Annotated in this window: 15 protein-coding genes; 6 read left to right on the top strand and 9 right to left on the bottom strand. The window is 71.3% G+C overall.

All coding sequences use genetic code 11. The annotated features are described in order from the left end of the window. The first annotated feature begins 28 nt into the window (after positions 1–28). The gene (locus HJG52_RS12715; RefSeq protein ID WP_171243914.1) at positions 29–580 is read left to right on the top strand and encodes a GNAT family N-acetyltransferase; all 552 of its coding nucleotides are present in this window, start codon (positions 29–31) and stop codon (positions 578–580) included. Between the two features lie 433 nt (positions 581–1,013). After that, positions 1,014–1,730, top strand: a complete 717-nt coding sequence (locus HJG52_RS12710) for a helix-turn-helix domain-containing protein (RefSeq protein ID WP_171243913.1) — start codon at positions 1,014–1,016, stop codon at positions 1,728–1,730. A 25-nt stretch (positions 1,731–1,755) separates the two neighbouring features. Here HJG52_RS12710 and HJG52_RS12705 read toward each other — a convergent pair whose 3' ends face one another. From HJG52_RS12705 to HJG52_RS12680, 6 genes are all read right to left on the bottom strand, one after another. Next, positions 1,756–2,619, bottom strand: a complete 864-nt coding sequence (locus HJG52_RS12705) for a siderophore-interacting protein (protein WP_171243912.1) — start codon at positions 2,617–2,619, stop codon at positions 1,756–1,758. An 81-nt stretch (positions 2,620–2,700) separates the two neighbouring features. Next, entirely contained in the window at positions 2,701–3,465 is a 765-nt protein-coding gene (locus HJG52_RS12700) for a 3-hydroxyacyl-CoA dehydrogenase (protein WP_171243911.1), read from the bottom strand. 6 nt (positions 3,466–3,471) lie between these two features. After that, on the bottom strand, positions 3,472–4,641 hold the full coding sequence (locus tag HJG52_RS12695; RefSeq protein ID WP_171243910.1) for an acyl-CoA dehydrogenase family protein: 1,170 nt from the start codon (positions 4,639–4,641) through the stop codon (positions 3,472–3,474). Between the two features lie 94 nt (positions 4,642–4,735). Next, complete coding sequence (gene argS, locus HJG52_RS12690; protein ID WP_171243909.1) at positions 4,736–6,595, bottom strand: arginine--tRNA ligase; 1,860 nt, start codon at positions 6,593–6,595, stop codon at positions 4,736–4,738. After that, positions 6,588–7,418 carry a GDSL-type esterase/lipase family protein gene (locus HJG52_RS12685; protein WP_171243908.1) on the bottom strand — a complete coding sequence of 277 codons (831 nt, stop codon included), beginning with the start codon at positions 7,416–7,418 and terminating at the stop codon, positions 6,588–6,590. The genes argS and HJG52_RS12685 overlap by 8 nt, the downstream gene beginning before the upstream one ends. Then, entirely contained in the window at positions 7,415–8,092 is a 678-nt protein-coding gene (locus tag HJG52_RS12680; protein WP_171243907.1) for a uracil-DNA glycosylase, read from the bottom strand. Before HJG52_RS12680 ends, HJG52_RS12685 begins: the two co-directional genes overlap by 4 nt. 131 nt (positions 8,093–8,223) lie before the next feature. Between HJG52_RS12680 and HJG52_RS12675 the strand changes: the two genes are divergently transcribed. Next, the gene (locus HJG52_RS12675) at positions 8,224–8,850 is read left to right on the top strand and encodes an HNH endonuclease family protein (protein ID WP_171243906.1); all 627 of its coding nucleotides are present in this window, start codon (positions 8,224–8,226) and stop codon (positions 8,848–8,850) included. 5 nt (positions 8,851–8,855) lie between these two features. Here the strand turns inward: HJG52_RS12675 and HJG52_RS12670 are convergent, their stop codons facing one another. Genes HJG52_RS12670 through HJG52_RS12660 form a run of 3 tightly spaced genes read right to left on the bottom strand, consistent with a single transcriptional unit; the run spans position 8,856 to position 10,608 of the window. Then, a complete protein-coding gene (locus HJG52_RS12670; protein WP_171243905.1) occupies positions 8,856–9,881 on the bottom strand; it encodes a cation diffusion facilitator family transporter in 1,026 nt (341 codons plus the stop codon). Further along, a complete protein-coding gene (locus HJG52_RS12665; protein ID WP_171243904.1) occupies positions 9,878–10,237 on the bottom strand; it encodes an ArsR/SmtB family transcription factor in 360 nt (119 codons plus the stop codon). The genes HJG52_RS12670 and HJG52_RS12665 overlap by 4 nt, the downstream gene beginning before the upstream one ends. A gap of 20 nt (positions 10,238–10,257) precedes the next feature. Continuing rightward, a complete protein-coding gene (locus HJG52_RS12660; protein ID WP_171243903.1) occupies positions 10,258–10,608 on the bottom strand; it encodes an ArsR/SmtB family transcription factor in 351 nt (116 codons plus the stop codon). Between the two features lie 76 nt (positions 10,609–10,684). Here HJG52_RS12660 and HJG52_RS12655 point away from each other — a divergent pair, with 76 nt between their 5' ends. From HJG52_RS12655 to HJG52_RS12645, 3 genes are read left to right on the top strand one after another with little or no spacing between them, the layout of a single operon-like run. Continuing rightward, entirely contained in the window at positions 10,685–11,137 is a 453-nt protein-coding gene (locus tag HJG52_RS12655; protein ID WP_171243902.1) for an ArsI/CadI family heavy metal resistance metalloenzyme, read from the top strand. Continuing rightward, a complete protein-coding gene (locus tag HJG52_RS12650; protein WP_171243170.1) occupies positions 11,125–11,826 on the top strand; it encodes an aquaporin in 702 nt (233 codons plus the stop codon). Before HJG52_RS12655 ends, HJG52_RS12650 begins: the two co-directional genes overlap by 13 nt. After that, complete coding sequence (locus HJG52_RS12645) at positions 11,816–12,232, top strand: arsenate reductase ArsC (RefSeq protein WP_346767724.1); 417 nt, start codon at positions 11,816–11,818, stop codon at positions 12,230–12,232. Before HJG52_RS12650 ends, HJG52_RS12645 begins: the two co-directional genes overlap by 11 nt. The last annotated feature ends 13 nt before the right edge of the window (positions 12,233–12,245 follow it).

Raw genomic sequence — 12,245 nt, 5'->3', positions numbered from 1 at the left:
CAACCGTTTTCGCTGTGAGGATGGTGGTATGCCGCCTGCTCACCTCGCCGAGCCCGATGTCCAGTTCCACGAGTCGTTCCTTCGGGCGATGGACGGGTTCCGCGCCGAGGGCCGAGGCGGCCCGGATGACCGGTCGTCGATCGGACGGGCCCTCGCGACGTGGGAGCCGCGCTGGCGAGACCAACCCGGCTTCGCGGCATACGTCGACGCGTTGCGCGCCGAGCGCCTGCCCGAGACGCCGAGACCGACGGGCTTCGTGCCGTCGTGGACGCTCTGGTGGGTCGACGGGAACGAGTACCTGGGGCGCATCCAGATGAGGTATCCACTGACCGACGGGCTACGCGAGCTTGGTGGGCACATCGGCTACGACGTGGCGCCGGAGCACCGGCGCCGGGGTCATGCGAGGGCCATGCTCGCGGCGATGCTGCCCATCGTGGCTGCCCACTACCCGCTGGACCGGGTGCTCGTCACGTGCGACACCGACAACGTGGGTTCGCGCAAGGTGATCGAGGCGAATGGCGGCAAGTTCGAGGACGAGCGCTCGGGGAAGCTGCGGTACTGGGTGGCCGTCGCGGCCTGATTGACGCGCACAGGACTGGGTAGGAGCCGTTGGGCGCTGTTCACGCCCGCGCCGCGTGTCGGTCACCGGCTGGGCCCGGTCGCCCTGTTACAAAAGGTGAGACCCGGCCAAGTATGAGTTGGCCGGGTCTCGTTGTCTCCCGAAGGAGACTGGCCTCCCGAAGGAGGTCCGCTCATCTTGACCCAGGTCGGGCTCGAGCGCAAGGGGAAGTCCGAACTTTCTGCGCAGCTGCGGCGTGCGCCCGCTTGCCGGGCGGTGTCCCCTCCGACCACAGCCCGGCAAGCGGTTTCGGGCCGTCCCCTGCCTGCCCCTCACGCCCGCACCGACTGCGGCGCCTGGTGGAGGCGCCCGCTGTCGGCTCGTGGTTAGGCTAGCCAGCGACGGGGGTGCCGCCGCTGCTGTCACGGGTCGTCCGGCACCTGTGGGAGGACGCATGTGGCTGAGGCATGCCGAGCACGAGCTCGCGTGGACCGCTGACGGGCGTGGTCTCATCGAGGCCGACGGACACCGTCACCCGGTCGACGCGCAGTGGGCCCTGTGGCTGCCAGCTGGCGAGGCCCACCGCGTGCACGTCGACGACGGCAGCCTGGTCCTGTCACTGCGGTTCGCGGCCGCGGACCACGACGGCTGGGTCGACGTCGCGACCCCCGTCCTGCGCACCGACGTGCTCGACCGCCTCGTCCGTTCGGCGCTCCAGGAGGGTGCCGGCTCAGCCGAGGCGCGCACCAGGTCGCACGCGCGGGTGCACACGCTGGTGGGGGTGCTGCTCCGCGACGAGGGACGAGCGCCCGTCCCGCTGGTGGGACCCGCGCGTGCTGTCGCACTCGCACTGCTGCGCGACCCGAGCCGTCCGGAGAGCCTGGTCGAGTGGTCGTGCGCGGTGCACGTGAGCCCCAAGACGCTCCAGCGGGCGTTCGTCGCCGAGACGGGTATGCCGTTCCGGCGGTGGCGCACGAAGGTGCGCCTCGCTGCGGCGGTGACGTTCCTGCGCGCTGGGGACTCGGTGGCGGTGACGTCGGCCCGGGTGGGATTTCGGAGTCAGTCGGCGTTCGCGGCGGCCTGCCGTACCGAGCTGGGCATGACCCCCGGCGAGGTGCGTGCGGCGGCGGTGGCCCCCACGATCTTCGGTGGCGCGTCGGCGCGGGGGTGAGCGGGCGGCATACGGCCGTGCGTCGTCAGTGGGACTGGAGGGCCTGCTCCTCGCGCTCCATCTCGGCGGTGAACTCCTTCTTCACCGAACGCCAGCCCTCGTCGGTGAAGCCCGAGCGCCAGTAGCCGGAGATCGACACCCGGTCGCGGGGCAGGCCCCGCTCGACGAAGAGCCAGCGGCGCAGGTCCTTGACCATGCCCGCGTTGCCGTGGACGAAGGCGTGGACCTCACCGGTCGGCAGGCCAGCAGCCCGGACCACCTCGGCGAGCTGGTCGCCGACGGGGCGGTCGGGCTCGTCGGCGTGGTGCACCCAGGTGACCGCGATGTTGTCGCCCTGGGGGAGCGGGACGTGGGTCGTGGCGTCCTCGACCTCGAGAAAAGCCTGGGCAACGGCGTGCGGTGGGAGCCGGTCGAGGGCGGCGGCGATGGCGGGGATGGCGGCGGCGTCGCCGACCAGGAGGAACGTGTCGGCCACGGGGCTCGGACCCCAGGCGCCTCCCGGTCCGAAGAAGCCGATCGCGTCACCGGGCTGGGCGGCTGCGGCCCACGGTCCGGCGATGCCCTCGTCGCCGTGGACGACGAAATCGACTGTCAGCTCGAGGGTTTCGCGGTCGAAGGACCGGATCGTGTAGGCCCGCGTGACCGGCCACTGCTCGCGTGGCAGGGTCTCGCGCAGCTCGTCGGGGTCGAAGGGCCAGCGGTATGCCGCGCCCGGCGCCGGGAACAGCAGCTTGACGTAGTGGTCGGTGTGCTGGAGCTCGGGCAGGTTCGCGAGCTCGGGCCCGGTGAGCACCAGGCGCACCATGTCGGGCGCGAGCCACTCGGTGCGCGCGACGGTGGCGCTGGTGACGGTGCGCTTGGCGCGGGCGGGCGTGGCTGCTTCAGTCATGGTTAGGTAAGCCTAACCCACGAGTTGTGTGGGTCTCCGTGCGCCATGGGGCACCCACACCCACACGACTCGGTGCCGGGGTCAGCGCGGGGGCATCCGCAGGGCGCCGTCGAGCCGGATGACCTCGCCGTTGAGCATCCCGTTGTCGACGATGTGGCGCACCAGGTTGGCGTACTCCGCGGGCTGGCCGAGTCGCGACGGGTGCGGCACCTGGGTCTCGAGGACCTTGGTGGCCTCCTCGGGCAGGCCAGCCAGCATCGGCGTCATGAAGGTGCCGGGCGCCACCGTGACGACGCGGATTCCCTTGTCTGCCAAGTCCCGCGCGGCACTCAGGGTGAGGCCGACGATGCCACCCTTGCTCGCGGCATACGCGGCCTGTCCGATCTGTCCGTCATAGGCGGCGATCGACGCGGTCATGACGTTCACGCCACGGTCGCCGTCGACCGGTTCGTTCGGGATCATCGCGGCGGCGGCGAGGCGCAGGACGTTGAAGGTGCCGACGAGGTTGATGTCGATGACCGACTGGAACTTCTCGAGGGCGAGCGGGCCGTTCTTGCCGACGACGCGACCGGGGGTGCCGATGCCGGCGCAGTTGACGACGACGCGCAGCGTGCCTAGCTCGGCCGCGGTGTCGATCGCGGCCTGCACCTGCGCCTCGTCGCGCACGTCGGTCGGCGCGAACCGGACGCGGTCGCCGAGCTCGGCGGCCAGGGCCTCGCCGGGCGACGACGGCAGGTCGAGGATGACGACGGCGGCACCGTCGGCGTGGAGGCGGCGGACCGTGGCCTCGCCGAGGCCGGATGCGCCACCGGTGACGAGCGCGACGCTGGAGTCGTTGAGCTGCAAGGGTTTTCAGCCTTTCAGGAGGTGGCGTCCGATGACGAGCCGCTGGATCTGGTTGGTGCCCTCGAAGATCTGGGTCACCTTGGCCTCGCGCATGAAGCGCTCGAGCGGGAAGTCTTGGGTGTACCCGGCTCCGCCAAGCACCTGGACGGCGTCGGTGGTCACGCGCATCGCGTTGTCGGTGGCGACCAGCTTGGCGACCGCCGCCTCCTTGCTGAAGGGGCGACCTGCGTCGCGGAGCCGGGCGGCGTGGAGGAAGGCCGCGCGGGCGCTCGTGACGGCGGCCTCCATGTCGGCGAGGATGAACGCAAGGCCCTGGTTGTCGGCAATGGGCCGGCCGAACTGCTCGCGCTCCTTGGCGTAGGCGACGGCGTCGTCGAGGGCGCGCTGTGCGAGACCCGTTGCGGCAGCGGCGATTCCGAGCCGGCCGGAGTCGAGGGCCGACAGTGCGATGGCCATGCCCTGCCCGCGCTCGCCGACCAGCCGGTCGGCGCCGACCTCGACCCCGTCGAAGTGCACCTCGCTGACCGTGTCGCAGTGCAGTCCCATCTTCTTCTCGGGGGTGCCGAACGTCAGCCCGGTCGCATCGCCCGGCACGACGAAGCACGACAGGCCGCGGCCGCCGTCGTCGGACGTGCGCACGAAGCTCGTGTAGAAGTCGGCGTGACCAGCGTGGCTGATCCAGGCCTTGGTGCCCTTGATTCGGTATGCCGTGGGGTCGGCCTGGTCGTCGGGCGTCGCCTTGGTGGTCATCGAGGCGATGTCGGAACCGGCCGCGCGCTCGGAGAGGCAGTAGGCGCCGAGCTGGTCGCCGGAGAGCATCGCGGGGAGCAGGGCCTCCTGCTGGGCGCGCGTGCCGAACTGGGCCACGGGGTAGCAGGTGAGCGAGTGGACCGAGACGCCCACCGCGACCGACATCCATGCCCACGCGATCTCCTCGACGACCTGGAGGTAGACCTCGTAGGGCTGGTCGGCGCCGCCGAACTCCTCGGGGTAGGGGAGCGACAGCAGGCCGGCCTTGCCGAGGGTGCGGAACGCGTCGACCGGCAGTTCGGGGGTGGTGGCGGCGCGGCGCTCGGCCTCGTCGACCTGCGGCAGGAGCTCCTTGGCGCAGATCTCGCGGGTGAGGTCGATGAGGTCCTGGCCCTCCTCGGTGGGCATCAGACGCGTCGCAGGCATGCCCACAGGGTAGAGGTTGCTAGGACGTCCAACTAAATCGTCGCGGCGGGGCTGGGGCGTCGCTCACTTGCCTTGTGCGGGGGCTCCGAGGGCGTCACATCTCGTCGGGGGCGGTGATGCCGAGCAGGCCGAGGCCATCGGTGAGGACGCGCAGCGTGAGGGTGCACAGCTCCAACCGGCTGGCCCGCACCTGCGGGGTCGGCGCCTTGAGCACGGGGCAGTGCTCGTAGAAGGTCGTGAACGCCGAGGCGAGGTCGAAGAGGTATGCCGCGAGGCGGTGCGGCTCGAGCGTGTCCCCGACCTCGGCCACGACGCGTCCGTAGTCGAGCAGCCGGAGCGCCAGCGCCCGTTCGGCCGGCTCGGTGAGCTCGAGCACTGGTTGGTCGGCTGCCGGCACCTCGCCGGAGCCGCCCTCCGATGCCGCCCGGCGCAGGATCGACCGGATGCGTGCCGCGGCGTACTGCAGGTAGGGGCCGGTGTTGCCGGTCAGCGCGACCATCCGGTCGAGGTCGAAGACGTACTCGCTGTCGTGCGAGACCGACAGGTCGGCGTACTTGATGGCGGCGATGCCGACGGCGTGGGCGATGCTGCCGCGGGCCACCTCGTCGAGGTCGGGCCGCGACTCGGCCACGACCTGGGCCGCGCGCTCGATCGCGGAGTCGACGAGCGACTGCAGCGACACGAGGTCGCCGGAGCGGGTGCGCAGGAGCTTGCCGTCGGTGCCGAGGACGTTGCCGATCTGGACGTGGATCGGGCGGGTCTTGTCGCGGGTCCAGCCGGCGAGCTCGGTGGCCTTCCAGGACATCTCGAAGTGCAGGTGCTGCGGTGCGCCGACGACGTAGAGGGCGCGGTCGGCGTCGAGGTCGAGCGACCGGTGACGCAGGGTGGCGATGTCGGTCGTGGCGTAGCCGTAGCCGCCGTCGGACTTGCGGACGATGAGCGGCAGGCGCGCGCCGTCTCGCCCCGTGTAGCCGTCGAGAAACACGCACAACGCCCCGTCGCTGACCTCGGCGATGCCGCGCTCCTCGAGGTCGGCGCCGATGGCGGGCAGCTCGTCGTTGTAACGGGACTCACCGTCGAGGTCGGCGTCGGTGAGCGTGATGTCGAGCTCGTCGTAGACCCGGTTGAAGTAGGCCTTGGACCGGTCGAGCAGCTGCTCCCAGATGCGGTAGGTCTCGGCGTCGCCGCTTTGGAGCAGGGTCACCCGGCGTCGCGCCCGCACGGCAAACGAGTCGGGCGACGGGTCGTCCTTCGTCGCCCGGTACTTCGCGTTGGCCGCCTGGTAGAACGCGTTCGGGTCGACCTCGAGCAGCTCCGCCTCGGCCGAGTCCTCGCCGACCTCGAGCAGGTGCTCGACGAGCATGCCGAACGGCGTGCCCCAGTCGCCGATGTGGTTCTGCCGGATGACGTGGTGCCCGAGCCGCTCGAGGGTGCGCGCGAGTGAGTCGCCGACCACCGTCGTGCGCAGGTGACCGACGTGCATCTCCTTGGCCACGTTGGGCGAGGAGTAGTCGATCGGGATGACCTCACGGGCCGGGGTCGGTATGCCGAGCCGGTCGTCCGCGAGCAGCTCACGGGTCGCGCCGGTCACCCAGTCGTCGGCCAGCGTCACGTTGACGAAGCCGGGACCCGCCACCTCCAGCCCAGCGACGAGGTCGTCGACCCCTGCCTCGCGCAGGGCCGCCACGATCGCCTCGGCCACCTCGCGTGGCGGACGCCCCGCCCGCTTGGCCAGCGACATCGCGGCATTCACCTGCAGGTCGGCTGCTGGCCGCGTCGGTGCAGCCGTGCCCCCACCGGGCTGGAAACCCTTGTCCTGCTTGGTGTTAGGCCCCTTCTTGGTCTTGAGCGCGAAGGGGCGGATGACGGGATCGGTGTCGGCGAACTCATCACCCAGAGCGGCCCGGATGGCGGCCTGCACCCGTGGCGCGAGGGCGGATGCCGGGTCAGTCATGGTCCACCGTGTCGGGCAGGTCGACCGGTGCCAGGGCGGGACGCTTGGCCTGCACCCGGTCACCCGAGGACTCGCCGCGCAGCCGACGCTGCACCCACGGCGCGAGGTGCGTCTTCGCCCACTCCGCGTTCGCGGCCGCCGACTCGCGTCGCGACACCGGCGGCGGAGGCGGCAGCGGCGTCGACCAGTCGGCGCGGTCGGTGTCGTGACCCAGCGCCGACAGCGCGTTGAGCGCCACCCGGCGGTGCCCCTCGCTCGTCATGTGGATGCGGTCCTCGGACCACATGCGCCAGTCGAGCAGCGCCTTCATGCCCCACTGGTTGATGACGTAGGCGCCGTGCTGCTGGGCGATGCTGAACACGTTGGCCGAGTGGATCGCGTGCCGCCCGCGCAGGTGCCTGAGCACCGGTGCGCCGGCCGGGTCCGTCGGCGTCGCGAGCAGCACGTCCGCGCCCGCCTCGCGCAGCCGGACGACAGCAGCCTCGAGCTGCCCGGCGATCGCGTCGAGGTCGGCCTTGGGTCGCAGGATGTCGTTGCCGCCGCCCACCATCGAGACCAGGTCCGGGCCCAGCGCAATCGCCGCATCCAGCTGCGGCCCAACGACATCCGCGAGCAACCGACCCCGGACCGCCAGGTTCGCGTACTCGAAGTCGCCACCGGCCAGCTGCGCAAGGTGACCCGCGAGCCGGTCGGCCCACCCGGCATACACCCCTGGCTGTCCGGGCACCTCGTCGGACATGCCTTCGGTGAAGGAGTCGCCAATGGCGACGTAGCGGTGCCAGACCTTGCCGCGTTCGGGCAGGTGGGTGGCGTTGTCGGTCACGGCAGCCTCCAGTCGACGGGGTCGGCGCCCTGCTGTGCGAGCAGCTCGTTGGCGCGGCTGAACGGGCGCGACCCGAAGAATCCCGAGTGCGCGGAAAGCGGTGAGGGGTGGGGACTTTCGATGGCTGGTATGCCGTGGAGGTGCGGCGCGAGGTTGCGCGCGTCCCTGCCCCACAGGATCGCCACGAGCGGCCCGCCGCGCTCGACGAGGGCGCTGATGGCGGCGGCGGTGACGTGCTCCCAGCCCTTGCCGCGGTGGCTGGCCGGCGTGCCCGGCCGGACGGTCAGGACGCGGTTGAGCAGGAGCACGCCGTGGTCGGCCCACGGTGAGAGGTCACCGTTGGTGGGTGCGGGGACACCGAGGTCGGTCTGGAGCTCCTTGTAGATGTTGACGAGCGACTTGGGGATGGGCCGGACGTCCGGGGCCACCGAGAACGACAGTCCCACCGCGTGGCCCGGGGTGGGGTAGGGGTCCTGGCCGACGATGAGGACCCGCACGTCGTCGAGCGGCCGTTCGAAGGCGCGCAGCACGTGCTCGCCCGCCGGCAGGTAGCCCCGCCCCGCCGCGACCTCGGCCCGCAGGAACTCACCCAGCTCGGCCACCGTGTCCGCGACCGGTTCCAACGCCGGCACCCACGAAGGGTGCACGAGGTCGGTCAGGGGAGCAGGCGGCATACCCGAAAACTAGCCAAGGGCGCCGCTGGCGGCACACTTGACCCCACCTTGGACAACCCGTGCCAAACACGAACCCGGCGTTGGTGCGGTGGTTGCCCACGGGCGCCGCCGCAGGTGCAGGGTCGGTGCTCATGGCCAGAACCCCGCGCGCCCTTGCCGTCGCCATCCTCGCCCTCGTCGCGGTGCCGGTTGGTGCCGATGCCGCCGCCGCTCTGCCACCGCCCGCCCCGAGCGTGAGTGACTCACGCAGCCAGCTCACGCAGCTGGCGGTGCGTGCGGAGGACAACGTGGGCTACGACCGGACCCTGTTCACGCACTGGATCACCGTGAACGGCTGCACCACCCGCGAGAGCGTCATCAAGCGTGACGGCACCGGCGTCGTGGTGGACAGCAGCTGCGCGGCGACGAAGGGGTCGTGGTTCAGCGTCTACGACGGTGTCTCGACCAGCGACCCGTCGACCTTCGACATCGACCACGTCGTGCCGCTCGCCGAGGCATGGGGCTCGGGCGCCGACGCGTGGACCAGTGACCAGCGCAAGGCGTTCGCCAACGACCTCACCCGGCCCCAGCTCATCGCGGTGTCGGCGTCGAGCAACCGCAGCAAGGGCGACAAGGACCCCGCGCAGTGGCAGCCGACGCGGACGGCGTGGCGGTGCGAGTACGTGCGTGAGTGGATCAACGTGAAGTACTTCTGGGACCTGGCCGTCGACTCGGCCGAGAAGACCGCGATCGAGGGGATGCTCGATGCGAACTGCTGACTGGTTCAGTGGTGGGCGCTCACCGGGCTGACGTGGACGTTCGCGGCGGCGAGCCTGGGCAACCGGTCGACGAGGTGTGACTCGGCGTGGTGGGCGATGGCGTGGGCCTGCTCGATCGTGAGCCCGTCTGCGACGGTGAGGTCGGCCTCGGCGTGCAGGGTGTGGCCGATCCAGCGCAGCTGCACCGTTCGCACGGCCTGGACACCGCGCGCCGAGCCGAGCGCCTCGCGAGCGGTGCCGACCAGCTCGGGGTCGACGGCATCCATCAGTCGCGCCCCGACCTGCCGAGCCGCAGACCGGAGCACGCCGAGGATGGCGATCGCGATCAGCAGCCCGATGACCGGGTCGGCCCACGGGAGCCCGGCCGCGACCCCAGCGGCGCCGAGGACGACTGCCAACGACGTGAAGCCGTCGGTGCGCGCGTGCAGGCCGTCGGCCACGAGGGCCGCGGAGCCGATCTGGCGGCCGACCCTGATGCGGTATCGCGCCACCACCTCGTTGCCAGCGAAGCCGACGACTCCGGCCGCCGCCACCGCCCAGAGGTGGCTGACGTCCTGGGGGTCGAGCAGACGCTTGATCGCCTCGTAGCCGGCGAGGATGCTCGACAACGCGATCATCGCCACCACGAAGAGGCCGGCGAGGTCCTCGGCGCGCCCGTAGCCGTAGGTGTAGCGGTCGTTGGCCGACTTGCGCGCCAGGGCGAAGGCGACCAGCAGCGGTACCGCGGTGAGCGCGTCGGCGACGTTGTGGAGGGTGTCACCGAGCAGGGCCACTGAGCCGGTGAACGCGACGATGACGGCCTGGGCGGCAGCCGTCACGGCGAGGACGCCCAGGCTGATCCAGAGGGCACGTCGACCGCGCGCGTCAGCCTCCAGCGCGGCGTCGACCTGGTCGGTGGCGTCGTGGGAGTGGGCGCCGAACAGCTCGGACAGCAGGTGTCGCAGCCGCCCCGCGAAGGTGCTGTCGTGGTCGTGGTCGTGGTCGTGCGCGTCGTATGCCGCGTGGGCGCGGCCGTGGTCGCCGCAACTCACGACGCCGTCCCGTCGGTGCCGCGGTGGTGTGCGGGCACCGCATCGAGCAGGTGCTCCACGTGGCCCAAGGTGTCGAGGACGAGCTGGCGCACGTGACCGTTCTCCACGCGGTAGAGAACCGAGGTCCCCTGCCGCCTGGTCGTCACGAGGCGGGCCATGCGCAGCTTGGCAAGGTGCTGGGAGATGCCCGGCACGGGACGCTCCAGCTCGGAGGCGAGCTGGGTCACCGACTTCTCCTCGTCGAGCAGCGCACCGGCCAGCCGAAGCCGCGTCGGGTCGGCGAGCACGCGCAGGACCTCGACCGCCACGGTGACGAAGTCCTCGTCCAGGTCAGGTGGTTGCGTATTTGCGTGCATACGCAAATAGTAAGCCGAGCTCAGCGGAAGATCGCGGCGAGGTCGTCGAGCCGCTCGGGGACGAGCCGGAACCACGCCCACGTGCCGCGGCGCTCGCGGGTGAGCAGCCCGGCCTCGGTCAGCACCTTGAGGTGGTGGCTCACGGTCGGCTGCGAGAGCCCGACGGCCGGGGTGAGGTCGCAGACGCAGGCCTCCTGGTCCTTCGAGGAACGGATGAGGGACAGGAGGCGCAGCCGCGCCGGGTCGGCCACCGCCTTGAGGAGGTATGCCGTGGCCTCGGCGTCCGCGGTCGTCATCGCCTCGTCGGAGGCGAGGCTTCCGCAGCAGGCCTCCTCCGTGGCGGGCGCGAGGGGCAGTGCGCGGCCGGGCATGGAACCTCCATATTGACAGGCTTCGATGAAGTGGCTTCACTGAGCTGCATCGATGATAGTCAATGAAGGAGTGGTCATGGCCAGGGTTCAGCTCGCGCTCAACGTCTCGGACCTCGAGTCGTCCGTGGCGTTCTACTCGACCCTCCTCGGCGCCCCGCCGCACAAGCGCCGTCCGGGCTATGCCAACTTCGCGGTCGACGACCCGGCCCTCAAGCTCGTGCTCATCGAGGTGCCCGAGGACGAGCGCGGCACCGGTACCACCGGTGCCCTCAACCACCTTGGTATCGAGGTCGATTCCACCGAGGCCGTTGAGGCGGCCACTGGACGCCTCAGCGACGCCGGGCTCGCGACCTTCGACGAGCGCGACACCACCTGCTGCTACGCCCTGCAGGACAAGGTGTGGGTGCACGACCCCGCCGGAGCGCCGTGGGAGGTCTACGTCGTCAAGGACGACAACCCGGCGAGTTCCCCTGTGGCAGTGGGGGATCGGTCTGCCCTGCCGCTGGCGGAGGGCGCGTGTTGTCGCTGACCCGTCGTCTTGGTGCAGAGGCCGTCGGCACCGGCGTGCTCGCTGCCGCCGTGGTCGGTTCGGGTGTCATGGCGCAGCGGCTCACCGACGACGTCGCCGTCCAGCTGCTGGTCAACGCGCTCGCGACGGTGGCCGCGCTCGGCGTCCTCGTCGCGGTCCTCGGGCCGGTGAGTGGCGCGCACCTCAACCCGGTGGTCTCGGTCTTCGCTGCCGTGCGCGGCCTCTTGCCGCGCCGCGAGGTCTTCCCGTATGCCGTGGTGCAGCTCCTCGGGGCGTGCGTCGGTGTCGTCGTCGCCAACCTCATGTTCGAGCTGCCCGCCGTGTCGGTGGCGACGCGTGACCGGGCGGGTCTGGGTACCGCGCTCGGCGAGGTCGTGGCGACGGCCGGTCTGGTGGTCGTCGTGGCCGCGGTGTCACGGCCCGGCTGGACCGGCCGGGCCGCCGTGCTCGTGCCGGCCTGGATCGGCGGTGCCTACTTCTTCACCTCCTCCACGTCGTTCGCCAACCCGGCACTGACCGTCGGTCGCGCCCTGAGCGACTCGTTCGCGGGCATCGCCCCCGCCTCGGTGGTCCCGTTCGTCGCGGCCCAGGCAGCAGGTCTGGTGCTCGCCAGCCTGGCGCTGGCCGTCGTCGAACCACGCCAACCCCAACCAGCACAGCAACACGAGGAGGACGCCCGTGCCGTCTGACCGCCCCTCCGTCCTCTTCGTCTGCGTCCACAACGCCGGTCGCTCACAGATGGCCGCGGCATACCTCGAACACCTCTCCGGTGGCGCCGTCGAGGTGCGCTCCGCGGGAAGCCAGCCCGCCCACCAGCTCAACCCTGCGGTCGTCGCCGCGATGGCAGAAGTCGGACTCGACCTCGCCGCCGCCCGTCCGAAGGTGCTGACCGCGGAGGCGGTGCAGGCGTCCGATGTCGTGGTGACGATGGGCTGCGGCGACGCCTGCCCCATCTACCCCGGGAAACGGTACGAGGACTGGGTGCTCGACGACCCCGCCGGCCAGGGAGTCGAGGCGGTGCGGCCGATCCGCGACGAGATCCGGCGGCGAGTCGAGGTCCTGCTGGGCGAGCTGGGCGTGGCCCCGGGCCTGTGACCGGCTGAACTTT

It is taken from the genome of Knoellia koreensis (assembly GCF_013041615.1).
Classification (GTDB): Bacteria; Actinomycetota; Actinomycetes; order Actinomycetales; family Dermatophilaceae; genus Pedococcus; species Pedococcus koreensis.
The sequence above is the reverse complement of the archived record's forward strand: the minus strand, read 5'-3'. Positions and strand labels throughout refer to the sequence as shown.